This is a genomic window from Bifidobacterium saguini DSM 23967 (assembly GCF_000741715.1).
Classification (GTDB): Bacteria; Actinomycetota; Actinomycetes; order Actinomycetales; family Bifidobacteriaceae; genus Bifidobacterium; species Bifidobacterium saguini.
The window spans coordinates 1-24664 of the sequence record NZ_JGZN01000011.1; the positions used below are offsets into that span (position 1 = coordinate 1).

The window sequence follows — 24664 nt, forward strand, 5'->3', positions numbered from 1 at the left end:
ACGGGAACGCCGAACCCGCCGCGAAMCCCGATCGCGACTACTGCAGTTCCCGTCTCGCCGTCCTCCTCGTCACGGAACTCCACGCCCGACACCCTCCACGGGTCAGGCAGTTGCAGGGCGGCGGTGAACAACGACGTGGTATCCATACCCCCAAACTACCCGACCAGCACCACCACCCCCCCCGACCCACTCACCCACACCAAACAGCGAAAGGCCATTCATTTAGGAAGCGAGGCACGTCAACGTCGATAGCGGCCTTCATGGTTTTGACCGGATCGTTCATACGCGTGTTGTCGCCGATGGTGCGGCCGCGGGTCGGGCCTTCCACGTCCACCTTCATGTTGATGGGCAGCGCGGTGATCAGGGTCGGGTCCACAGCCACGCCCACTGCGAGTGGGTCATGCAGACCGCAACCACCGAGGTGCGGCGACGTGGTTTCGTAGGCCTTGATGTAGTAGTCGGTCATATCTGCGAGGAAGTTACCAGCCTTAGTGCCAAGGTCGCGCCACTGCTGGGTTTCCTTGTACGTGAGCAGGGTCTGCAAGGTGACGTCGAGTCCGACCATTGTGGCCGGGGCTCCGGAGCGGAACAGGTAGTCGGCGGCTTCCGGATCTTGGGAGATGTTGGCTTCCTCCCAGCCATTCACGTTGCCGCATACGGTCAAGGCTCCGCCCATCAGCACGATCTTGCCGATTTCATCCTTAATTTCGGGAGCTTTCTTCAAGGCTGCGGCAATGTTGGTCATCGGACCGGTGGGAACGTAGATCAAATCCTTGCCGTAGGTTTTCACAGCATCGATGATGAAATCGACTGCGGATTCGGTTTCCGGCTCACGGTTGGAATCCGGGATGTCTACGTCTCCAATGCCGTTCTTGCCGTGAATGAATGCGGAAATATCGAGCACTTCGAAGGAATCGGTGGTGCTGGAGTGCGGCAGTCCCTTATATACCTTGACTTCCGGATGACCGAGCAAATCGGTGATGGCTAGGGAGTTGCGCACGCCCTGTTCGAGCAGCACGTTGCCGTACGTGCCGGTAATGCCAATAAGCTCGACTTCCGGACTGCCGAGCGCATAGGAGATGGCGAGGGCATCGTCCACGCCGGTATCAAGGTCAAGAATCAGTTTCTTTGTCATGGGAGTGCCTTTCCCTGTGCTGTGCTCAATAACCGAATGGCTATTGATTTACCTCGTTAATATTAACGAGCATCAGGCGAGCTCACCGAATTACCGGGCGTGGCTAGGAATGCCGTCACAACCATGCTGACAAGTGCAACAGTGTTGTCAATAAAAATCGGACTCTCCTTGTGCTAGGAGAGTCCGATGATGACTTATACCAAGCAGTCCGTGCTACTCGAGTTCTACAGCACCGGTATACAACTGATAGTATTCGCCCTTCTGCGCGATCAACTCATCATGCGAACCGCGTTCGATGATGTTGCCGTGGTCAAGCACCATGATCACGTCGGAGTTGCGCACAGTGGAGAGACGATGGGCGATCACGAAGACCGTACGCCCCTTCATCAATGCGTCCATGCCGGCCTGCACCACTTCCTCGGTACGAGTATCGATCGAGGAGGTGGCCTCGTCGAGAATCAGGGCCGGGGAATCGGCCACTGCCGCGCGGGCGATGGAAATCAGCTGGCGCTGGCCTTGGGACAGGCCAGAGCCGTCGCCTTCCAGCACGGTCTGGTAGCCCTGCGGCAGCATGCGGATGAAGCCATCCGCGTTCACCAGCTTTGCCGCTTCGATGCACTCCTCATCGGTGGCGTTGAGGCGACCGTAACGGATGTTGTCCATCACGGTACCGGTGAACAGGTTCACGTCCTGCAGCACGATACCAAGCGAACGGCGCAGATCAGGCTTCTTGATGTTCTTCACATCGATGCCGTCGTAGAGGATCTGGCCTTCCTGAATATCGTAGAAACGATTGATCAGGTTGGTCACCGTGGTCTTACCGGCACCGGTGGCACCGACAAGCGCCATCTTCTGGCCAGGCTTGGCGAACCAGGTGATGTCATGCAGCACGGGCTTCTCCGGGTTGTAGCCGAAGGTCACATTGGTGAAGCGCACATCGCCCTGCAGCAGGGTCAGGCGACCATCCGGCGAGGTGATGGCCTGCTCTTTGGCCTTCAATGCCACTTCGCGGGCGGCACCATGCAGCTTTTCGGCAGCCTTCAACGAACGGGTACCGTCGTCGCCTTCCTCACGCTTCCAAGCCCAGTGGCCGGTCTCGTGATCGACCTCACGCATGGTGCGGCCATCTTCGCCCAGTTCCACGTTGACCAAGGTCACGGAACCGTTGTCGGATTCCACCGGCTCATCCATCAGCGCGAAAATGCGGGATGCGCCGGCGAGCGCCATCATCACCATGTTGAGCTGCATGGAGACTTGGCCGAGCGGGTTGATGAACGAGCGGGACAAGGTCAGCAGGGAGATCAGGGTGCCGAGGGTCAGCGGGCCGAAGCCGTTCAATCCCACGTTGCCCACGCCGGCGAGCGCCATAGCGCCGCCCACGATGGCGAGCAGGATGTAGAGCATGTAGCCCATGTTGCCCACCACTGGCATGGTGACGTTACCCCAGGTGTTGGCTTCTGCGGAGGCTTCGAACAGTTCCTGATTCTTCTCGTCGAAGGTCTTCTGCGTGTCGTCTTCATGGTTGAAGACCTTGATGACCTTCTGACCATTCACGGATTCTTCCACGAACGCGTTCACATCGCCCAGCCACTGCTGTTGCTTGACGAAGAAGCGGCCTGCGCGGCCCACGATGGCCTTGACCACGAAGAACAGGCCCACGGTGAACAGCAGCACGAATACGGTGATTGGAATGGAGAGCCACAGCATGGAGATCACTGCCGCGATGGCGGAGATGGCGGAGGCGAACATCTGCGGGAAGGACTGGGAGATGGCCTGGCGCAGCGTGTCCGTGTCGTTGGTGTAGCGGCTCATGATGTCGCCGTGTTCGTTGGTGTCGAAGTAGCGGATTGGCAGATGCTGCTGGTGGGCGAACATGTCGTCACGAATCTTCTTCAGCGTGCCTTGTTCCACGGTGACGATCAGCCACTGCCAGAGCCAGCTGGCCACGATACCGGCCACATACAGGCAGCCCATCAGGGTGATGGCTTGCAAGAGCGGGCCCCAATCCGGGTTTTTGGCACCGACCATCGGCAGAATATAGGTGTCGATGAGCGACTGGAGGAACAGTGCGGAGCCGGCCTGTGCGGCGGCACCGACGAGGATGCATACCACGATGGCCACCACACGCCACTTGTACTGCATGATGTAGCCGAAGATGCGCTTGGTGGTACCGGGAGCCGGCTTGCCCATAGCGGGCTTGCGGTTCTTGAAGCTTTGCTTATCGCTCATCGTGCCTCTCCTTCCTCAGCTGCGTTCTTGATGTTTTCGGCTTCCTTGGCTGCGGCCTGCTCGAGCTCGGCTTGGCCTGCAGCAGTGTTCTTGGTCTGCGATTCGTAGATGGATCGGTATTCGTCGCAGGTCTTGAGCAGTTCGTCATGCGTACCGCGGGCCATGATGCGGCCTTCGTCCATGACCAGAATCATGTCGGATTCCTGCACCGAGGCCACACGCTGGGCGATGATGATCTTGGTGGTGTCTGGAATCTCATGGTGGAAGGCTTCACGAATCAGCTTGTCGGTTTTGGTATCGACTGCGGACGTGGAGTCATCCAGGATTAGGATCTTCGGCTTCTTGAGCAGTGCGCGTGCGATGCACAGACGCTGACGCTGGCCACCGGACACATTGGTGCCGCCCTGTTCGATGTAGGTGTCGTACTTATCCGGGAATTCCTGGATGAAGCCGTCTGCCTGAGCGAGCTGGCATGCGTGGCGAATCTCCTCATCGGTGGCATCCGGGTTACCCCAACGCAGGTTTTCGGCGATAGTGCCGGAGAACAGCACGTTCTTCTGCAGCACCATAGCGACCTGATCGCGCAGGACCTCAAGATCATATTCGCGCACATCGCGGCCACCGACCTTGAGCGAGCCTGTAGACACGTCATAGAGACGAGGAACCAGCTGCACCAGCGAGGACTTGGCGGAACCGGTGCCGCCGACGATACCCACCGTGGCTCCTGAAGGAATGGTCAGATTGATGTCATCGAGCACCGGCTTCTCAGAGCTATCGGAATAGCGGAAGGTGACGTCATCGAATTCGATGGAACCGTCTGCCACAGTCTTGACCGGGTTCTGCGGGTCGACCACAGTGCTCTGCTCCTGCAGCACCTGGCAGATTCGTTCGGCGGACGCCTGGGAGATGATGAACATGACGAAAATCATCGAGAGCATCATCATGGCCATCAAAATCTGCATGGCATAGGTCACCAGAGCGGTCAGGTCACCGGTGGTGAGTCCCAGTGCGGCATTGTTGCCGGAGGCCACGATCTGCTGGGCACCCATCCAGGAAATCAGAATCATCGAGGCGTAGATGCAGAACATCATAATCGGGCTGTTGAAGCTCATGATGCGCTCGGCCAACGTGAAGTCCTTGAAAATACGCTTAGAGATGCGGTCGAACTTATGGATTTCGAAGGATTCACGATTGTAAGACTTCACCACGCGAATGCCCTGCAAGTTCTCGTCGACCACGTTGTTCAGCGCGTCATAGGTGTGGAACACGCGTTCGAACACCGGGTGCACCAATACGGCAAGTCCGCACAGGCCGATGGCCAGGATCGGGATGCAGGCAAGGAACACCATCGAAATCGACGGGCTGATGCGGAACGAGAAGATCCATGCCACAACCACCATGATTGGGGCGCGCACGCCCATGCGCACCATCATGCCGTAGGCCATCTGCAGATTGGTCACATCAGTGGTGAGGCGGGTGATGATGGAGCCGGTGGAGAATCGGTCGATGTTGGTGAAGCTGAAACGCTGCACCTGTTCAAATTGGTCGCGTCGCAGGTTCTTGGCGAAGCCGGCAGCGGCGATGGCAGCGTACTTTCCAGCCAGGAAGCCGCAGGCCAGAGAGACCAGGGAACAGACCAGCAGAATCAGGCCGAACTTGATGATGGCTGGCATGCTGCCACCGGTGATGCCCTGATCGATCAGGGTGGCCATCACCGTAGGAATCACGATTTCCAGAATGGCTTCGATGAACACGAACAGCGGGGCCAGCAGGCTTTCCCTGGTGTATTCACGCATCGATCCCAACAGTGTGCGGATGATGTGCTTCGGACGAGCCGGCTCCACGGCTTTGCGTGAGCGTTCGATGGCTGCTTCAGTGGCTGCCGCGCTGTCTTCTGCGGTCACATTGCCGGCCGAAGCAGTACGCTTGGTTGCGTTAGCGCTCATTTACTCTCCTCCTTCATATCCTGTTCGTATTCTCGTTGTGCGGCATCGATGTTCGCCCGCATGCGTCTGACGCCATCGCGCAGTGCGGATTGTTCGCTCTCCGTCAGGCCTTCGACCAGCAGACGTTCCACACGCTCGCCATTGGCTTTCAGGTCGGCCACGATGGAATCGGCCTTGTCGGTCAAAACGATGCGTTTGAGTCTGGCATCATGGGCCACCGGCTCGCGCACGATTAGACCTTTCTTTTCCATCAGCGTCAACACGCGGGATGCAGTGGAACGCGTGATGCAGAATTTCTGCTCTATGGTGTGCTGGTAGATGTCGCGGTCGCGATTGCGCGCCAGAAAGATGATGATATGGGCGTTGCCGCCGGTCGCGATGCGCGCGGATTCCGGCATGCTTTCACCTAAATATCGATCTACGGCTTTGCTCAGTGAGCGCATTTCGATGCTGAGAGCATGATGATCCATATCGCTCTCCCATTCGATTGCCCTATTGTTTGTTATTTGCGTTGCATGTGCAACTGTTGTATATGCAACGAAACAGTGTAATGTGTACCGCATACAACAGTTGCACATGCAACAATCAGCGTGTCGCACAACGCAGCACGACACATCACATCACAACATAGAACAGAACAAAAGGCTCCCCTCGTTGAGGGGAGCCAAATCGTGCATTCCTTACTTCTTCAGTTCGGCGTAGCCATCAAGCAGGAACTTGGTGATGTCCTTGCCGGCTTCACCCATCAGCGTAGGCAGCGAGTTGATCGGCATGGAGTTCAGGAACATGCGCATCATGGCGTTGTCCGGCAACTTCGGCAGCTCGCCGGATTCGCCGGCTGCGGCCAGAGCCTCAACCACCTTGGAGCCATCCGGGTCGGCGGACCATTCGCCGAAGGTGGACCATTCGGTCAACGGCTGGGTCTTGCCGTCGCCATCGAGTTCCACGCTTACCGTCGCGGCGATGTCGCGCGAGCTCACGCCGACTTCGATGCCGTACTCGCCGGCTTCCACATGCCAGTCGTTGAACTTCTCGGACCAGTAGGCAAACGCGCGTTCGTCGAGGTCGATGGTCACGCTCGTGGATTCGCCGGCCTTCAGGAACACCTTGGAGAAGCCCTTGAGCTCGTGCACCGGGCGAGCCACATCAGCCTTGCCAGGCGCCACATACACCTGTACGGTTTCGGCGGCATCCACTGCGGAGGTGTTGGTCACGGTTGCGGTCACGGTAGCGCTGTTGGCACCAGTCTTGGTGGCCTTCACATCGGAAATCTCGAAGGTGGCATAGCTCAAGCCGTAGCCGAACGGGTAATCGACCGCCTTGTTATAGGTGTCGTAGTAGCGGTAGCCAACGAACACGCCTTCGCCGTAGTCCACATGGCCTTCCTCGCCCGGCCAGTTGAGCATGCTCGGGTCATCGTTGATATCCAGCGGAATGGACTGGGCAAGCTTGCCGGAGGGGCTCACCTTGCCGAAGATCACGTCGGCAAGCGCCGGGCCACCGGCCTGGCCGAGCAGCCAGGATTCCAGAATGCCCTTGGCGTACTGGGCCCACGGGCGCACGGAGACCACGGAACCGTTGGAGAGCACCACGGCCACATTCGGGTTCACTTCGGCAACGCGTCGCAGCAGTTCGATCTGCTTGACCGGCATGTCGATGTTCTCACGGTCGAAGCCTTCGGATTCGGCGGCTTCCGGAAGTCCCAGGAACATGAGTACCTTGTCGGCGGTCTTGGCGGTTTCAATGGCCGCGGCTTCCAGCGCCGGGTCGGCAGGCTCAAGATCCAAGGTGAAACCGGGGGCGAAGTTGGCTTCGATGCCGCGCTCGGCAAGCGTGTCGAGGAAGCTGGTCATCTTGGTGGGGGTGATGTGTGAGGAGCCACCGCCTTGGTAGCGCGGGGTGCGCGCGAATTCGCCGATGACTGCGATCTTCTCGTGCTGCTTCGGGTCGAGCGGCAGGATGGCCTCGTCATTCTTGAGCAGCACCATAGATTCCACGGCTGCCTGATGGGCCACTTCGTCGTGTGCGTCCACGTCGAAACGGTAGCCGTCAATGCTCATGGCGGCACGGGCCTTGTTGGTCAGATCGATCATGCCCTGAGCCATGCGGTCGAGCTGAGCCGGAGTGATGCGACCGTCGCGGGCTGCGTACACCACCTGATCGTCGGTGTAGCTCGGCGGCATTTCAAGGTTCAGACCGGCGTTCAGCGAGGCCACGCGGTCGTGGTCGGCGCCCCAGTCAGACATGACGATGCCTTCGAAGCCCCATTCGTCGCGCAGCACGTCGGTCAGCAGCCAATGGTTCTGCGAGGAGTGCACGCCGTTGATGCGGTTGTAGGAGCACATGATGGTCCACGGCTGAGCGGTTTTGACGATGTGCTCGAAGGCCGGCAGGTAGATTTCACGCAGGGCGCGCTGGCTGATGCGAGCGTCCACGCGCAGACGGTCGGTCTCCTGATTGTTGGCCGCGAAGTGTTTCAGGGACGTGCCCACGCCCTTGGATTGCACTCCGGCAACGATGCCGACCGCTTCATGGCCAGCCAGGTATGGGTCTTCGGACCAGTATTCAAAGCAGCGGCCGCCAAGCGGATTGCGCTTGATGTTCACACCGGGGCCGAGAATGACGGCCACCTTCTCCTGAATGCATTCCTCGGCCATAGCCTCGCCGACCTGATGAATGAGTTCCGGGTTCCACGAGCTGGACAGACCTGCAGCCGGAGGGAAGCAGGTGGCCGGCACAGAGTCATCCAGATCGGTTTCGCCGGTGCTGGAAGCCAGGGATTTGCGCAGGCCGTGAGGACCATCGGTAATCATGTAACCGGGGATGCCTTTGGACTCGACGCCCTGCAGATGCCATGCGTCACCACCGGAGGTGAGGGATGCTTTTTCTTCGAGAGTCAGGTCCTTGACAGAAGGGTAGGTCTGCTCGCTCATGGGAACCTCTTTCTTTGAGTTGTGCGATATCAGTCAGTCCATGCGGCTCGGAATCAGGCGCCATTGTGCGGTACTCAATCATCCGTGGTATTCATCCATGAATTCCAGGTCGTTTTCTCTCGACCAACCGGTTGGTAGGTAGATTATCAAATTCAGAATCACAACACGCCAGAATCATTTGAAAACACTACTAACCAACCGTAAGGTTACCTTCATGAGCAGCACCTCCCCCACTACGCAGACCGACGATCGCCGCAATGCCATCATCGAAGCCACCGTCGAATCATTCGGCAAACTCGGCTACTACGGCACTTCCCTACAGCGCATCGCCACTGAAGTGGGACTCACCAAAGCCGGCGTACTGCATTATGTAGGCAGCAAGGAAGGCCTGCTCAGCCTGGTGCTCAGTGAAGTCTACGACAAGGAAACCGTTGCGCTTACCGCTGGCATGGTGACCGAGGAACGCCCACTGATACCCGATATGCTGCGCCGCGTGGTGGCAGTCAACGCAAAGCGCCCCTCACTGGTGCATATGTTCTCCACCTTGAGCGCCGAAGCATTGGACCCCGATCACCCTGCGCACGCCTATTTCGCCGATCGCGAGCGGCAGACCGTGGCCAATGCGCAAAACATCAATTGGTTCGTGCCGGATAACGTGAACGTGGAGCATATTCTGCAGGCAAGCTTTGCCATGATGGATGGCATTCAGTTGCGCTGGCTGCGCTCCCCCGGGCAAGATCTCAATGCCATGTGGGCCGATTGCGAGGCGGCGCTATTCCCACTGCCGCAATGGAACGGGTATCGTTAAGCCGCAGCAGCTTACCGGTAACCTTCCCATTCCGGCAATGGGTAGAAGAAGTCCTCGCACACTTTCCAGTGCTGCTCCAAATCAAAATCATTCTCACCCAGCCAACGCATCTGCAAGCCGTCGAGCGCACTACCCATCGTGAGATACAAATCGACGATAGCCTTGGGATCCCTGTATCGCTCTGGTACGTTCCACTTGATGTTCGCCACGTTATCGCGGCCCCTTAAGCCACGCTGTGCAAAATAATCGTGGGCCGGATGCCTCGGATCCATAGCCTCGGCGCGCAGCACCAAATACAGTTGCGTCAGCCGCGGATTATCCAACGCCTGCTTAACCGAGGTGCGATAAATGGCGGGGAAAGATTGCGGCCGACCAGTCTCGCGATAATCACTGAACATGGCTTCCAAGCATGCCTGAGTGGGATTATCGGATTCAAACTGCCCCAACACCAGCAACAACAGCTCGTTCTTGTTCTTCACATGGCGAAGCATGCCGGCTTGGGTGATGCCGATGCCATCGGCGATCTCCTGCAGTGAGGCACCATAGAATCCGCGCTCCGCGATGACTTTGGTTGCCTCGCGAATGATCTCCTGCCGTCGTTCATCACCACTCTTACGTCGACGAATCGCGCGTCCAGTATCCGGAGAGGCAGCGGCAGCCATAATCACCCTTTCCCTGCATGAAATTTCACTCCCACGCCATCATAGCGGAGTCGGAAAACCCTTGCATAGCAATGGAACACGCCGGCCACCGCAGTCTCATTGCCGAAAAGTGCACCCCTCGCTATCATCTCCTTTTGTAAGTAAGTACTTACTTACTTGAGACAACGGGGTTCTCAGTAATACAAGGAGGTTTCACAATGTCCACCAACGCGCCAAAGACCAAGGCATGGAGGCCGTGGTTCGTATTCGCAGGCTGCTGCGTGCTCTCATTCATCGGCTTCGGCCTTATCGTCAACACCCAGGGCCTGTACTTCAACGCACTGTCCGCGGAATTCGGCGTCGGCCGCTCCCAGGTCTCCCTGCCACTGTCCATCGAACAGATCACCGCAGCCATCACCATGCTGTTCGCCGGCGCACTGCTCAAGAAAATCGATTCACGCATCGTGATCAGCGTCTGCATCGCACTCGCCGGCGGCGTGTTCATCCTCGGCTCCACCTTCACCGCCATCTGGCAGTTCGACGTGGCCTTCGCCGTGCTTGGCGTTGCCTACGTGATTCCTATCGCTTTGACTCCGCCAGTGCTGTTGTCGAACTGGTTCAACAAGAAGCTCGGTACGGTTATGGGTATCGGCATGGGCATCTCCGGCATCGGCGGCGCCATCTTCAACCCGGTCGTCTCCAACCTGATCACCGCTCAGGGCTGGCGCACCGCCTACCTCATCACCGGCATCGCCGTGCTCGTGTGCATTCTGCCGTTTTCCATCTTCGCACTGAAGTTCGCCCCGGATCCATCCAAGGGTGAACTGCCGTACGGCTACGAGGAACAGGCCGGCAAGGGCACTGTAACCAACGCCGCCGCTCAGGGCCTCGATGCCAAGAAGGCCTTCATGACCCGCGCCTTTATCTTCATTTCCATTGCCATCATCATCCAGCAGTTCTCCAACTCCCTGCTACAGCACATCTCCGCCCACGAAGTGCAGTATGGCTTCACTCTCTCCCAGGGTGCTCTCGTGATGACCGGCACCTTGCTCGGTGCCGCGACCGGCAAGATGCTCATCGGCATTCTGCTTGATCACTTGAAGCCGGCCGTCGTGGTCTCCCTGTTCACCTGCATCGGCATCCTCGGATGGGGCGGTCTGCTGATCTCCCACATGCAGGCGCTGTCCATCGTCGCAGGCCTCTTCGCTGGTATTGGCCAGGGCTTCGTGCTGGTCGGCATCCCGTGGGTCATCCGCAACTCCTTCGGCCCGAAAGACTACAGCACCATCCTGTCCATCATCTCGATGTTCGGTTCCTTCGCCAACGCGGCATTCACCACGCTGCACGGCACGCTGTTCGACTCCACCGGCAGCTACGTGGTTTCCATCTCCGGAGGCATCGTCATCTACGTCATCGCAGCCGCACTGGTCATCGCCGCATACACCGGCCGCCCGTTCCGCGAAAACAAGGAACTGGCCGAAGCTCAATAATGAGCCGCATGCATTTGCTCCACGAACTGTAACGTATTACTCAACGAACTGAAATATAAGGAATAACCATGATTGTCGATCGTCAGGAAGCCATCGATCTGCTGGCCGAACGTGCCGCACTGATGGCCAAGAACGATGCGCCGCATCTTGCCGCCCAGCGTCTACCGGAAGGAATCGAATCCATCAAGGACCTCCCCTATTTGGAGGACGGCCTGTCCGATCACCTGCTGGATATCTACCGTCCGGAGGACGCTGCCGAAGACGAGCCGCTGCCCGTGTTCATCGATTTCCACGGTGGTGGCCTCTACTACGGCACCAAGGAGAACAACCTGTGCCGCGATATGATCCTGGCCGGCAAAGGCTTCGTGGTGGTTAACGCCAACTATCGCCTTGTGCCGCAGGTGAGCTTCTTCGACCAGATCAGCGACGCCTTGGCGGTTATGGCCTGGGTTAAGGAGCATGTTGCCGAATATCAGGGCAATCCTGATCAGGTGTTCGTCACTGGTGATTCCGCAGGTGCCACACTGGCCATGTATGCGCTGGCCGTCAATAATTCCAAGGTGGTGCGTCAGCGCTGGTTCATGCAGCCGAGCGGATTGAGCGTTCGCGGCTTCGTGGCAACCTCCGGCATGTTCCGTCTGGAAGGTGGTGTCTACGAGCCGTTGATCAGCTACTACACCGCCGCCTACTTCACCAAGCCGAGCGAAATCATTGCCATCGCGCCGTACAAGAACGATCTCGATCGACTCATCGTGGACGGCAACCTGCCTCCTACCTACCTCATCACCAGCGATGAGGATGTGCTCGCCGACAATTCCCTGGAGTTGGCCCGCATCATGGTGCACCGCAACCGCGATTGCGAACTGCGCATGTGGCCGCTCGGTCAGGATAAGGTTCTGGGACACATCTTCAACGTGACCCAGGCCGGCGATGCTTCCAACGCCGAGGCTTTGGAAGTCATTGACGATATCGCTCGATTCGCACGGCGGTACCTGTGAGCGCCGCAGCACGCGGCATGAAAATCGCTAGCGCCACACCGCTTCCCCAAGCCGGTGTGGCGCTAGCCGCTTTTTCATACGGAAATCTTGCCGCTTCTCTACTGCCGGAATTCTGGTGGACTCCGATACATATTGCGAGCGCCGCATTAGGCTTGTTGCTGCTGATACCGGTATTGGCCAAACATTGCATAGCTATCCGCAGTACTGCGGTACGCGCCTCACTAGCCGCTGACTATCGCAATCCAATGATTGCGCCATTGACCACCACGATGCCGATGGCGCTTATTACCTTGGGAACATACTTCGCTCGCTTTGGTTCTGTTGGATTGCGCTGCGCGCAAATCATCTGGTGGTGCGGGGTGCTGTGCATCGCTTCGCTAATGGTCTATTTTGCTTGGCAGTTCATAGTGCGTGAGTTCCATTTGGCGGCTGTGTGCCCTGCATGGCTGGTTGGATTCGTTGGCATTCTGGTGGCCGCTGTGACTTCCGGAACCGTTGGACTCGCATGGGCGGGGCATGGTATCTATGTCATCGGTTTCATCATCGACATCATCATGCTGGTATTGATTTCCAGCCGTATCGCCTGGCATGGTTTGCCAGACGGCATCAGACCGACGATGACCATTTACAGTGCGCCCATCAGTCTTTTGGTTGCCTCGTATTACAGCACAAGCGTCACGCATAATCCTATATTCATGCTGATGCTGCTCACTTGTTCGCAGTTACTATTCGCATTCGTAGCGATACTGCTACCGTGGATGCTCGCCACTCCCCCATCTCCGGCGTATGCGGCATTCACCTTCCCCTTAGTGATTACCGCCACCGCTCTGCAGGATGCGCTGCTTGTATTCGAGCAGGCTGGTTGGCATGTACCACTGTGGGCGCATTGGGTGCAGTTTGGCGAAACCACTCTTGCCGGAATCATGATTATCTTGGCAACGGTGGTATTTGTGCGCATAGGCAAGCGCGCGGTGCTTTCGTAAGCGACTCAATATATATAAGTGATGCCCTGTTCCTTAATCAAGGAGCAGGGCATCACTTATATCCGAGGATTCTCAGTGACTACTAGCCGATTGCTATGCCACGGTGAAGGTGGTGCGCTTCAGGTCTTCACGACGGGACGAATGGCCGATGAGCAGTTCGAATTCGCCGGGCTCCACGATGCGGTTGGCTTCGGAATCCACGATGGTGCAGTCGGCCACCGGGATATCGAAGGCAACGGTCTTGGTTTCGCCGGGTTCGAGCGCCACACGCTGGAAGGCCTTCAGCTCGCGGTCGGTCCAGCTGTAGGAGGTCACGATGTCGCCGATGTAGACCTGCACGACTTCGGTGCCAGCCACTTCGCCCGTATTGGTCAGGGTGATTTCAGCGTGCACGGTGTCGGTTTCGGTAAAGGTACCGTCTGCGTTGGATGCTCCGCCCGTGATGGTTGGCTCGCCATATTCGAAGGTGGTGTAGCTCAGGCCTTCGCCAAATGCGAATGCCGGATCCTGCGTGAGGTCAGCGTAGCGATCGCCGTGCTGGCCGCGCACCTGGTTGTAGTAGACGGGCAGCTGGCCGGCGTGGCGCGGGAACGTGACAGGCAGGCGACCGGAAGGATTGGTGATGCCGAAGATGATTTCGGCGATGGCCTGACCACCCTTCATGCCCGGGTTTGCGGCCCACAGAATCGAACCGGTGCCGGTTTCGGGGTCGCTCACACGCTTGGCAAACACGCCGTTCTCCCCCACGATGGATGCGGGCAAGATCTGCGGCTTGGAGCTCACCAGCACGGTGACCATCGGCTTGCCGGTTTCCTTGGCCACAGCTGCGAGCGCGTTGAGCAGCGCGTTCTGGCCGCCGAGCAGTTCGAGGGTGGCGGTGGAGCAGGTTTCGCCGGTAAGCTGCACAGTATCGCCCACTACGGCCACGATCAGATCGGACTGGCGAGCATTGGCCACGGCTTCGTCGAGTATTGCCTGATCGACTGCGGCGGAGACACCGATCTTCGGGCGAGGCTGACCATCCGGGTACAGTTCGCCGGCCGGGTCGGTGACGAGGTCCACGATGTTGGCTCCACGGGAGTACACGACTTCGGTGCCGTCGCCGGCGAGCTTCTTAATGCCGTCGAGCACGGTGGTGATCATCTCGCGCGGCTGGCCGTCCGGCATCCAGGAGACCTGGCCGGAGTTGCCGGTCCAGTCGCCCAGCTGGTTTTGTGCGTCATCGGCCAGCGGGCCGACCACGGCGATGCGCTTGGCCTTGTTTGCAGCGAACGGCAGGTTGCCATCGTTACGCAGCAGTGCCACGGCTTCGCGAGCCAGTTCAAGGTTGATGTGCTGGTGCTCCTCGGAGCCGATGACGGTCTTGATGCGTTCGGCATCAGGCAAACGCGGATCTTCGAACAGACCGAGACGGAACTTCAGGGCAAGAATACGGGCGACGGCTTCATCAATCAGGGATTCGTCCAGCAGGCCGGTCTTTACAGCCTCGATGGCACCCTCGTAGAACTGCGGGGTGGTCATGACCAGATCGTTGCCGGCCTTGACCGCGTCTGCAGCGGCGTGCACATAATCCGGCTTGACCTTCTGCTCCCATACGGAGCGGCCAACGTTGTCCCAGTCGGTAATCAGCGTGCCGTTGTACTTCCACGCGCCACGCAGCTTATCGGTCAACAGCCACTTGTTGAACGTGACCGGAACGCCGTCGATGGATTCGTAGCCGAGCATGAAGGTGCCACAACCTTCCTTGGCTACGCGTTCGAATGGCGGCAGGAACCAGGATTCGAGCTTGCGGTGAGACAGGTCAGCCTCGGAAGCGTCTCGTCCGCCCTGGGTTTCGGAGTAGCCGGCAAAATGCTTGGCGCAGGCCAAAATCGCATCCTTCGGCAGCTTCTCGCCAGCCTTGGCGCCACCCTGATAGCCCTTGACCATAGCGGAGGCAAGCTCGCCAATCAGCGTTGGGTCCTCACCGAAGGTTTCATCCACGCGGCCCCAGCGGGTGTCGCGTGCGATGCACAGCACCGGGGAGAAGGTCCAGTGCACACCGGTGCAGGAGACTTCCTCAGCGGTGGCACGGCCCGCGGCGCGCACCTTTTCGGCATCCCAGCTCAGTGCCATGCCGAGCTGAGAAGGAAAAATGGTGGCTCCAGGCCAGAAGGAGTAGCCGTGGATGCAGTCATCACCAATGACCAGCGGGATGCCGAGGCGGGTTTTCTCATTGACGGTTTTGACCGCGCGCGGCAGGTCTTCCGGGCTGGTGTGCAGGATGGAGCCGACGTGCTTGTTGACGATAAGGTCATCCAGATCACCGCCGCGAGCGTCAAGCTGCATCATCTGACCGACCTTCTCCTCCAGCGTCATGCGGGAGAGCAGGTCTGCGATGCGCTCGGACGCAGGCAGTTCGGGGTTCTTGTAGGGCAAGGTTTCGGCGGTTGCCGTGTTTTCGGTCATGACAGTTTCGCTTTCTTCGATGAAATCGAACATCTTTAATTACCGATTGGTAGTTTACTGCGATATGCAATCCAACACGCGGAAAACAGCGACGGTTTTGCCCCAAGGGAGGCATAGCAGGAGGCATAACGAGGCAGTAACTGCGCACCCCAACACAACACCCGCGCAGTTACTGCCGGTTTTCACAGCAAAACAGGCAGTAACTGCGCAACCTATTCATTCACACGCGCAGTTACTGTCTGTTTCTTCGACAAAACAGACAGTAACTGCGCGTAATCAGCGATAGCCGTCCCACAGGGGCGACGAGAACAGCAACGGCTCGAATTCAGCCCACTCCTCGTTCAGGTCAATGGCGGGTTCGCGCAGCCAGCGCAACTGGATGCCATCCATGACCTCCAGCGCTTTGCGCACCGTGGGGCGCACTTCATCGAACGAAGAGAATGATGGAGGAATGCGCCAGTTGAAACCGGAATAATATTCCCAAATCGAGTCCTGTCGATCGGCAAACTCCTCATGCAGCGGGTGATCGGGGTTAAAGGTTTCCACTTGCAGCACGGAAAACAGCTGCACCAGCATGCGACGCTGGGAGTTGTAATGCACCAGATAGCGCAGATAGGCCGGCAGACGAAGATCATCAACAGTGGACCCCGGAAGCCCAGAAGACTTGAATTCGCTGATGTTGCCACCCTCGTTATAGTTTTCGAGGTACACCATCGAAAGCATATTGTCTTTGCTGCCAATGTATCGCAACACGCCCTGCTTGGTGACACCTACCGCATCCGCCACATCCTGCACCGAAATACCGTTGTACCCACGTTCGGAAATCAGGCGCACTGCGGCATCAAGAATCTCACGTTTGCGCTCAAGCGGCGATTTACGAACTCGTTTGTGATTGGAAGTGGTTTCTGCAGCCATAGCTGCCTAGTGTATCCCACTTCATTACCAAGCGGTAATGAAGGGCTCCCACTGCGAAATGCAATGGGAGCCCACTTAACGATCAATGAGATTGCCGCGGAGCCAATCACGCGGTGCGCAACAATGGCTCAGCCACGGCTTGAATCACCGAAATCGGCATATGCGAGTCATCGAAATCGTGGCGAGGATGGCTGCTGGCCTTGCTTTCCAGCGTATGCAATGCCCCTAATGCTCCGGCACCGTTCTCGCGGATAAGCGAGTACGCACGCTCCTTGGTAAGGTAATCGATTTGCGCATCGTACAGCACGCGGAATGCATCTTCGATGGCCGGATCCTCTGCGATACTCAATGCACCTGAAACCACAACCTGCGCAGCAGTCGGAACATTGGCAACGGTGACCGTCAGACCGAATGTGTCCACATCATATGAGACCTGAGCTTCTGCGGGCTCACCATCTACGGTAACCGCAAGATCGGTTTGCGCCACACCTTGGAAGGTGATGCTCCAAGTGCGATATTCGGGAACGGCTGCAGTATTGCCAGCTGCCGGCTCGATGACGAATCTAGAGCGACCAGCAGCCTCATGCCAAGCAAAGCTCATGGCAGTGGAGGCCAATGCCGATTCGTCTGGACGAGCCTGATTGGAGCCATCGTCTTCCTTGAGCGTAAACGCGCCAGAAGCACCAGGGAACACCAATACCTCGAGATGCACCGGATTATCGACGGAGTTCTCGCGACCGTTCAGCTCATCCAACTGCTGCAACGGCACGATGCCGCCCGCCTTGGCAAACACCGGCATGCCATCAAGCCCGCGCCACACCTCGAATTTACGACCGTTGGTTGAACGGGATTCATAGCGGCGCCCGGTAAAGAAGTCGAACCAAGTGCCCTGCGGCAACCAAACGTCTGCTTTGGCCAACTGCACATCGCGGTCGGCGGGCGTGACAATCGGAGCTACAACCAGTTCTGTACCGAAGCGGAATTCCTGTTCCACACCGTAGGCGTTCGCATTCTCCGGCGATTGCCAATACATCGGTTCAACCAGAGGGCGGCCTTCAACCGCAGCGCGCCAATTCATCGTGTACAAGTACGGCAGGAGCATATGACGCAGTCGCAGCGCCATATCCATCGCCGCTTCCACCTCGGCATGGAAGTTCCAGGGTTCCTTGCCGTTGAATGGCGAATCAGTGGAGTGAAGTCGGTTAATCGGGCTGAATGTGCCGAGCTGATACCAGCGGGCCTCAAGTTCCTCATCGCGGTAGCCGAACATGTGGCCGCCGATGTCGTGACTCCACCAGCCATAGCCGATATTGGATGCGGTGGAGGTGAAGTACGGCTGGAATTTCAGCGATTCCCAGGTGACTACCGTATCGCCGGAGAAGCCGACCGGATAACGATGCGAGCCTGGACCTGCGTAGCGGGAGAAGGTGAGCGGCCAATGGCCCTCACGCCCCGAATCGAGATAATGCATGTGATTGAGCATCCACAATGGATCCAAACCCTTTTGACGGGTCACACCGCCCTGCTGCCAGTCCAGCCACCAGAAATCGGTGCCCACGTTTTCAAGCTTATGATGCAGCTGGAAGTACGCATCCATGAATCGCGGGCTGGTCAAATCGAATTCCACCGGCTCTTCGCTCTTAGGATCGATTCCCATATGCTCAGCCACTTCGGCATAGCCCTCCTCGAAGGCACGAATGCCATCGCGAGGATGAACGTTCAGCGTGGTTTTGAGGCCGCGCTCATGCAGAGTGCGCTGGAATTGTTCTGGATCGGGGAAGAACTTGCGATTCCAGGTGTATCCGGTCCAACCGGAACCATATTTGGGGTCCACGTCATCCACGAGATGCCAATCCATGTCGATAACGGCAGTGGTGAACGGCAAGCCCTCCTGCTCAAAGCGGTCCACCAACTCCAGATATTCGGCCTCAGTGTAGCGATGGTAGCGGCTCCACCAGTTGCCAAGAGCGAAACGCGGCAACAGCGGAGTCGGACCGGTCAGGCGATAGAAATCCTGCACAGCTTCAATGAAACGGTGACCATAACCAAAGAAGTACAGGTCGATGCCATCGTTGTCACGCGGAACCACCCAAGTGCCGAATGGATTGGCCTCGCCTTTGACTTCGGCAGCTTCATCGCCATCAACGATTATGTTGGAAGCTGAGTCGTCGATAACCGCCCAGCCATCATGCGAGATCACGCCGAGGCCAAGCTCCGTCTCGCCGTTCACCTCATCGAGCGTACGAGCCGTTCCCCTGAGGTTGCCGCGCTGCGTATCCCCGTAATGCCAAGTGTTCATCTGGGAGTTGGCCACGCCTTTGACCACAATGCTCAAGCCTTCCTTGCTGAAAGGCCGCATATCATAGGTCAAGCGCAAAGACGGCGTATCAACAATAAGCAGGCCATCGCGAACGACTTGAGTGAAGCGTGGGGTTTCACCGGCAAAGTTACGGTCGACGACCATCTGCGTGGCATGATTCTCGAAGTGGCCATCGTCTTGCCATTCGAGGCGGATAAGCGATTCCGTAAGGATGCCAATACGCCAGCGGTCACCTTGAATCACCGCAGCCTGGCTCATGCCGGGATTGGTCGCGAGTTTCGGGAAGGTCATGCCGAGCTCCTTTGCATAGTGACGCCTGAATTCATGACAACGATATCATCAATAGTCGCCAATTCAGAAGCCGACATGAATCCCTCAGCGCAGTGCGACACATCGCATCATGCCCAATGACTGCAATGCGACGTATGACCGACAATGCAAAACTCCTCTCGTCGCATGCGACGGGAGGAGTTGCCGATGGCTCAAACCGAAATCAATCAGTCAAGCACGAAGGTGTTGAAGGAGCGCGGAGCGAGCGTGACCTTGATGCCGCGGGATGCGTTGGCCGGGTCGGCGAACTCGAACGGCATCTCGTTCTCCAGCGCGTTTTGTGCCACCACGACCACCGTGCCGTCCGGGTTGCGGAAGGCGATGGCCATCGAGTTGAAGTGGCCGGTGGTACCGAGCAGCTTGGCGCCCGGACGCACATACTTGGAGAAGTGACGCATCACGTAGTATTCAGGGTTGCGACGCACTTCGTGGGTGTCGGCGGTGATGGTGAACAGGGAGTTCTGCCACCAGCCCCAAGTGGAATCCTGATCGTCCAGAATCATGTTCCAGTAGGTGTATGCGGTGGCGCCATTGCGGAAGTAGTGGTTGATCAGATGGAACACGTATTCCGCGTATTCCCAAGTGTTCTGACCGTCGCCGCATTCGGATTCGGACTGGATGAGCTCGATCTCCGGCCAGGATTCGTGGGTGCGGGCGATGCAGTTCTGGCCAGCCCACTGGTAGGCGATGCCCTTGATATAATGGCGGGCGCCGTCGTCGAAGAGAATGTTGTCCACGAAACGGTTGTAGTTGTTGAGGGCCATGCCGTAGCCGCCGCCGGTCCACTTCATGTCTTCCGGACCGTTCAGGGTACCCAGCCAGATGTCGGTGTCGAGGCTGGCTTCGTCGAAGGCGGGGCCAAGGTAGTCGCGAATGAAGACCTTCAGGGCTTCAGCATCCCACAGGGCGCTCGGGAACTTCTGGTCGGCAAACACCTCGTTCTGCACATGCAGCTGGTTCACGGTGATGCCATGCTCGGCGTAGGCCTGAATGTACTTGACCAGGTACTTGGCGTAGGCCTTGAGATTTTCCGGGGTCTGGATAAGACGGCCATAGTTGTAGGCCTTCGGGCGCTTCATCCAGGTCGGCGGGGACCACGGGCTGGAGAACAGACGCATATCCGGCTGCCATTCCTGAGCACGGTGGATGTACGGAATCAGGGTTTCCTCGTCGCGCTCGACGGAGAAGTGCTCCATGTCATAGTCACCTTCGACCTCGTCGTAGCTGTACCAGTGGTCAGCGAAGTCGTTGGCGGCCACAGGTGCGCGGTTGAACGTGAAGTTCATTTCTTCGGGGTCGAAGAGCTCCTTGATGATTTGGTCGCGTTCGGCTTCGGTTACGGTCTGCAACGGCAGCCAGCCGAGTTCGTTGAAGCAGCCGCCGAAACCGCGCAGCGACTGGTATTCGTTGCCGTCGAGCTGCAGATCGGCAGCAACGGTCGCACCGGTGGCTGCAACTTCGGCCGAACGATCCACAAGCTTGGCGTCCGGGGTGGTGGCGATCCATGTGGTCATGATGGATTTCCTTTCTTTGGATGGTTACGCGGTTGCTCCAGCCGCGCTGCTCTTCGTTGAGTTATGCTTCTTCGCCGTCAGGTGACTTCTTTATCTAACAGCTACTAGATATATATAGCGCAAGATATGACTAGGAAACACCGGCATGTCTCAATTGTTGTGAATATCCTATGTTTTATTTATCTACCTTTTAGTAGTTATTGGATACCACATACGTTGCCGCACACAGCAAAAAGGCTCTCCTTCAATCGAAGGAGAGCCAAAATCACAGGGACCAATCAATCATCAATCAATGATGACAGCCAGGTTCCAGCGCGGGATTGTCAGTTCCTCACCAGCCTGAACGCTCTTGCTCGGACGAACGGCGAGCGCAGCGGAGGCCGCTTCGTCAACAGTGCCATCCGGACCAATAACTTGAGGCGCCACGACCACCGAACCGGTCACCGGGCTCGGGAAAGTTACCGAATCGGCAGAATAGTTGAGCAGGTAGGTCACGGTTTCGCTGGCCTGGTTCACGCCTTGACGCACGGTGACGGTACCGGCGAGCGGCAGACCAACCGGCTTGAGACCGGCATGCTCCACAGCCTCGCGAACCACGGTACGCATCGTATCGGCATCCAGCAAGGTGCCAATCCATTCGGCGCTGCCCTGACCGAATTGATGACGGGTCACTGCCGCATAGGATTCCCATGCATAGTGGCCATAGCGGGCAAGCACTTCGGTATTGGCGGCGGTATCTACCTTCAGCAGTTCAATCAATGCTTCGGCCTGAGTTGCCGCGGTGCCGGCCAGTGTTGCATCATCCGCAAACTCAACGGCAACACGATTCTTCGGGCGGATGAACTGGTTGTAGGTCAGGCCGAACACGTCCGTCAGGTTGTGCGGTGCGCGATCATCCCAGACCGTGACCTCATCATCGGTGATGAACGAGCGCATCGTGGAAAGCAGATGGCCACCGTTCGCCACGAAGTCGCGCAGGCGCGCAATAGTCCCCTCCGGCGTGCAGTAGAGGGCCGGGGTCACGATCATGGCGTACTGCGCAAGACGCTCGGCGGGGGCATCCACTGGCAGGAAGTCGCACTCCACGTTGAGCTGGAAGAAGGCATCGTAGACGCGGCGCACAATGTCGTTGTAGTTGACGCCCACTCCATCCGGGAAACCGGTTTCCACACGGAACCATTCCAATGCGGAAAGCGCCTCGTTGGAGACCATGATGGCCACCTTGTTACGCTTGGCGAGATGCACCAGACGCCCGCCTACGGCAATGTCCGCAACCTCGCGGCCGAATACGCCGGCCTCTTCGTAGGTCGGGTTCGATTCCATGTCGTGGCTTAAGAGCCCCTTCCAATAGGTTTCGAAGGAGTTATGGATGGAATGCCAGTGCCAGTATTCCACCATGTCCGCGCCGGATGCCAAGTGCGAGTAAGCCTGCAAGCGCAGCTGACCGGGGAACGGCACCCAGCCATGCTGCCCCTGAGCCTCGGTTTCCAAGACCAGATAATTGGCACCATTCTTGGTGGAACGGGTCACATCGCCACCGAAGGCGATTTCGGTGCCGGTAAGCTCATCCTCGGTTGGATGGTAGATGTCCACGCCGGTGATGTCCACGGCCTTGGAAGCCTTGAAATGATCGACGGCCGGTTGGATGCCGTAGGAGTAGCCGCGCCATTCGAAGTCGAAGTTCTGGGTGACGAACTGGTCCTCGCGGGCGTATTCGCGCACGATATCCGCCTGCCATGCGAGGAATTCAGCCACCTGCGCACGGCGGAAACGGTCGAATTCGCCGCGCAACGATTGGTTGATCGTATTGGTCACATCCGGGAAGTCCTCCCAAGCGTCCACACGGTTGGACCAATAGTCGAGCCCAAAGTGGGCGTTTAACGCATCCAAATCATCATGGAACTTGCCGCGCAGGTACTTGATGAACAACGCCTGCATATCAGGGCTTACGGAATCGTAATACTTGGTTTCGTTATCCACCTGATAGCCGATGACCGCCGGATGGTTGGCTACATGCTCAATCAGGCGGCGAATCACGCGTTCGCCATAGTACCGGTAGGCAGGGTTGACGATATCCATGATCTGGCGCGGGCCGTACTTGCCGGGGCCTGCCGGAGTCTCGGCCAGTACATCCGGGTGCATCTTGACCAACCATGCGGGCACCGCGTACGTGGGTGTGCCGACGATCACGCTGATGCCGTGGCGATGTGCGGCTTCCAGCGCACGGTCGACATGGCTGAAATCGAATACGCCCGGCTGTGGCTCGCAGGTGCTCCAGGTTGATTCGGCGATACGAATCACGTTGATGCCGGCCGCATCCATCATGCGCATATCGGTTTCGATACGGTCCTGCCCTGCGGGCATGTATTCGTCATAGTAGGCTGCGCCGAACAGGATGCGGTCAACGCTGGTCTTGCTCATCGTAAGGTCACTCCCCTGCTGTGGTTGGATTTGATTTGATTTGGTTGTATGTAATGCTGACTGGAATGTATGGAAACGGCCGGTCCACTGGATTGATTCAAGCGGACCGGCCGCAGCCGAGAGGGTTATTGCATGGTTTCGCGTTCTACGCGAGGCTTACTTGACGCCCTTGATCATCATGATGAACACGCAGCCGAGCAGCGCGAACACGATGGAGATCGGGAAGGCGGCGGCGTAGCCGAGGGTCATGGTGATCACGGACATGAGCACCGGGCCGAGCATCTGACCCAAGGTGGTGGCGAGGTTCAGCACACCGAGGTCCTTGCCTGCCTCTTCCTTGTTCGGCAGCACGTCGACGTTCAGGGCCTGATCCACGGAGGAGTAGACACCGTAGCCGAGGCCAGCGATGCCGGCATAGAGGAACATGCCCAGCGTGGTCGGCATGATCCACGGCATAGCCATACCGATGGCGAACAGCACGGAAGCGGCAACGACCGGAATCTTACGGCGGCCGATGAGGTCGGAGATCGGGCCGGCGACCACGGAACCGCCAAGGGAAACGACCATAGTGATCACGGACATGGTGGCCATTGCAGCACCGGCAGCAGTGTCATCAAGGCCGATGTACTTCTGGAAGATGAGCAGCTGATAGACGGTGATCATCTGGTAGCTCAGCAGCATGCAAATACGGCCGGCGAATGCCTTGTAGAAGTCGTGAGCGGTGGAGAACTTTGGCGGAATGAAGCTGCGGAGCACATCGGAGGCCTTGCCCTCATCCTTGGGCAGGAAGTCTGCGGAGGATTCCTTCGGCACGATGATCACGGCAACGATGCCTCCGAGGAACATCAGGATGCCGGCGAGAATGAAGCCTGGGAACGGCTTCAGGATAAAAGCAGAACCGATAAGGGTACCAATCGGAGCACCGCAGGTCTGGCCGGCGCCGAAGAAAGCGGACATGGTGCCACGCACGTTCATCGGGATACGGTCGGAGATCATGGCGACCAGCGGGGCAATCATGGCGTTCAGACCAAACATGCACAGGCAGTAAATGATGGTGATGGCCACAGCATTGGTGACCATGCCGGTCAGGAACAGGGTCACACCGCCGAGAATGGCGCCGAGCACGATGAACGGAGTACGGCGGCCCCACTTGGAGCGAGAACGATCGGACAGGGTGCCGAACAGCAGGTTGGAAACCAGGGAGGCGACTGCAGTACAGGCGTTGATTACACCGGTCAGGCCTTCAACATCCGGGCCGAAGATGGACTGCAGGTGCTTGGTGAGCAGCACGGCGGAAACGATGGCCAGACCGCTCATCCACAGCAGGCCAAAGACCAGGAAGCCGGCGCCGAAACGAATCAGCGTGACCTTGTCCATCTGCTTGCCGGTTTCGGGAGACAGCGACGGATCCTTGTCCGCCGCTTCGATATTCGCATTGAAGGCCGCCAGACGCTCGTCTGCGGGGATTGCGGTTGAAGCACTCATCCTTGAACCTCGTGTTCCTTATTTCTTCAGTGTCTGCTTTGACATGTATCTAACATGCATTAGATATG

The 24664-nt window shown here is 58.0% G+C and carries 15 protein-coding genes and 1 pseudogene; 4 read left to right on the forward strand and 12 right to left on the reverse strand.

Features of this window, described 5'->3' with window-relative positions; translation table 11 throughout:
- Positions 1-190: 190 nt before the first annotated feature.
- From BISA_RS08105 to BISA_RS08125, 5 genes and pseudogenes are all read right to left on the reverse strand, one after another.
- Entirely contained in the window at positions 191-1135 is a 945-nt protein-coding gene (locus BISA_RS08105) for a nucleoside hydrolase (protein WP_033891326.1), read from the reverse strand.
- Positions 1136-1348: 213 nt separating this feature from the next.
- Positions 1349-3364, reverse strand: a complete 2016-nt coding sequence (locus tag BISA_RS08110; RefSeq protein ID WP_033891327.1) for an ABC transporter ATP-binding protein — start codon at positions 3362-3364, stop codon at positions 1349-1351.
- Positions 3361-5160 (reverse strand): ABC transporter ATP-binding protein, encoded by a 1800-nt coding sequence (locus tag BISA_RS08115; protein WP_237746123.1) that lies wholly within the window; start codon positions 5158-5160, stop codon positions 3361-3363. The genes BISA_RS08110 and BISA_RS08115 overlap by 4 nt, the downstream gene beginning before the upstream one ends.
- A gap of 152 nt (positions 5161-5312) precedes the next feature.
- Positions 5313-5780 (reverse strand): annotated as a pseudogene (locus BISA_RS08120) (MarR family winged helix-turn-helix transcriptional regulator); the annotation flags it as partial.
- 210 nt (positions 5781-5990) lie between these two features.
- Positions 5991-8243 (reverse strand): exo-alpha-(1->6)-L-arabinopyranosidase, encoded by a 2253-nt coding sequence (locus BISA_RS08125; RefSeq protein ID WP_033891329.1) that lies wholly within the window; start codon positions 8241-8243, stop codon positions 5991-5993.
- A gap of 214 nt (positions 8244-8457) precedes the next feature.
- Between BISA_RS08125 and BISA_RS08130 the strand changes: the two genes are divergently transcribed.
- Positions 8458-9051: a TetR/AcrR family transcriptional regulator gene (locus tag BISA_RS08130; protein WP_033891330.1), complete on the forward strand. Its 594-nt coding sequence runs from the start codon at positions 8458-8460 to the stop codon at positions 9049-9051.
- A gap of 11 nt (positions 9052-9062) precedes the next feature.
- Here BISA_RS08130 and BISA_RS08135 read toward each other — a convergent pair whose 3' ends face one another.
- Complete coding sequence (locus tag BISA_RS08135) at positions 9063-9713, reverse strand: TetR/AcrR family transcriptional regulator (protein WP_051917421.1); 651 nt, start codon at positions 9711-9713, stop codon at positions 9063-9065.
- A gap of 197 nt (positions 9714-9910) precedes the next feature.
- Between BISA_RS08135 and BISA_RS08140 the strand changes: the two genes are divergently transcribed.
- The 3 genes from BISA_RS08140 (at position 9911) to BISA_RS08150 (ending at position 13163) form a co-directional block, all read left to right on the forward strand.
- The gene (locus BISA_RS08140) at positions 9911-11182 is read left to right on the forward strand and encodes an MFS transporter (RefSeq protein ID WP_051917422.1); all 1272 of its coding nucleotides are present in this window, start codon (positions 9911-9913) and stop codon (positions 11180-11182) included.
- Between the two features lie 68 nt (positions 11183-11250).
- Entirely contained in the window at positions 11251-12180 is a 930-nt protein-coding gene (locus tag BISA_RS08145; protein ID WP_051917423.1) for an alpha/beta hydrolase, read from the forward strand.
- Complete coding sequence (locus tag BISA_RS08150) at positions 12177-13163, forward strand: TDT family transporter (protein WP_033891332.1); 987 nt, start codon at positions 12177-12179, stop codon at positions 13161-13163. Before BISA_RS08145 ends, BISA_RS08150 begins: the two co-directional genes overlap by 4 nt.
- Before the next feature lie 93 nt (positions 13164-13256).
- Here the strand turns inward: BISA_RS08150 and BISA_RS08155 are convergent, their stop codons facing one another.
- The 6 genes from BISA_RS08155 to BISA_RS08180 form a co-directional block, all read right to left on the reverse strand.
- Positions 13257-15611 carry a glycoside hydrolase family 3 N-terminal domain-containing protein gene (locus BISA_RS08155; RefSeq protein WP_033891386.1) on the reverse strand — a complete coding sequence of 785 codons (2355 nt, stop codon included), beginning with the start codon at positions 15609-15611 and terminating at the stop codon, positions 13257-13259.
- A gap of 276 nt (positions 15612-15887) precedes the next feature.
- On the reverse strand, positions 15888-16526 hold the full coding sequence (locus BISA_RS08160) for a TetR/AcrR family transcriptional regulator (RefSeq protein ID WP_033891335.1): 639 nt from the start codon (positions 16524-16526) through the stop codon (positions 15888-15890).
- Positions 16527-16632: 106 nt separating this feature from the next.
- Positions 16633-19137, reverse strand: coding sequence for a glycoside hydrolase family 31 protein (locus BISA_RS08165; protein WP_033891336.1), 2505 nt, complete (start codon positions 19135-19137; stop codon positions 16633-16635).
- A gap of 206 nt (positions 19138-19343) precedes the next feature.
- Positions 19344-20690 carry a glycoside hydrolase family 30 protein gene (locus tag BISA_RS08170; protein WP_033891337.1) on the reverse strand — a complete coding sequence of 449 codons (1347 nt, stop codon included), beginning with the start codon at positions 20688-20690 and terminating at the stop codon, positions 19344-19346.
- A 285-nt stretch (positions 20691-20975) separates the two neighbouring features.
- Entirely contained in the window at positions 20976-23111 is a 2136-nt protein-coding gene (locus BISA_RS08175; protein ID WP_033891339.1) for a beta-galactosidase, read from the reverse strand.
- A 156-nt stretch (positions 23112-23267) separates the two neighbouring features.
- Complete coding sequence (locus BISA_RS08180) at positions 23268-24596, reverse strand: MFS transporter (RefSeq protein ID WP_033891341.1); 1329 nt, start codon at positions 24594-24596, stop codon at positions 23268-23270.
- Between the last annotated feature and the right edge of the window lie 68 nt (positions 24597-24664).

Coding starts and splice junctions, on each gene's coding strand:
- BISA_RS08105 (WP_033891326.1), bottom strand. CDS start 1,135: ATGACAAAGAAACTGATTCTTGACCTTGATACCGGCGTGGACGATGCC.
- BISA_RS08110 (WP_033891327.1), bottom strand. CDS start 3,364: ATGAGCGATAAGCAAAGCTTCAAGAACCGCAAGCCCGCTATGGGCAAG.
- BISA_RS08115 (WP_237746123.1), bottom strand. CDS start 5,160: ATGCGTGAATACACCAGGGAAAGCCTGCTGGCCCCGCTGTTCGTGTTC.
- BISA_RS08125 (WP_033891329.1), bottom strand. CDS start 8,243: ATGAGCGAGCAGACCTACCCTTCTGTCAAGGACCTGACTCTCGAAGAA.
- BISA_RS08130 (WP_033891330.1), top strand. CDS start 8,458: ATGAGCAGCACCTCCCCCACTACGCAGACCGACGATCGCCGCAATGCC.
- BISA_RS08135 (WP_051917421.1), bottom strand. CDS start 9,713: ATGGCTGCCGCTGCCTCTCCGGATACTGGACGCGCGATTCGTCGACGT.
- BISA_RS08140 (WP_051917422.1), top strand. CDS start 9,911: ATGTCCACCAACGCGCCAAAGACCAAGGCATGGAGGCCGTGGTTCGTA.
- BISA_RS08145 (WP_051917423.1), top strand. CDS start 11,251: ATGATTGTCGATCGTCAGGAAGCCATCGATCTGCTGGCCGAACGTGCC.
- BISA_RS08155 (WP_033891386.1), bottom strand. CDS start 15,611: ATGACCGAAAACACGGCAACCGCCGAAACCTTGCCCTACAAGAACCCC.
- BISA_RS08160 (WP_033891335.1), bottom strand. CDS start 16,526: ATGGCTGCAGAAACCACTTCCAATCACAAACGAGTTCGTAAATCGCCG.
- BISA_RS08165 (WP_033891336.1), bottom strand. CDS start 19,137: ATGACCTTCCCGAAACTCGCGACCAATCCCGGCATGAGCCAGGCTGCG.
- BISA_RS08170 (WP_033891337.1), bottom strand. CDS start 20,690: ATGACCACATGGATCGCCACCACCCCGGACGCCAAGCTTGTGGATCGT.
- BISA_RS08175 (WP_033891339.1), bottom strand. CDS start 23,111: ATGAGCAAGACCAGCGTTGACCGCATCCTGTTCGGCGCAGCCTACTAT.
- BISA_RS08180 (WP_033891341.1), bottom strand. CDS start 24,596: ATGAGTGCTTCAACCGCAATCCCCGCAGACGAGCGTCTGGCGGCCTTC.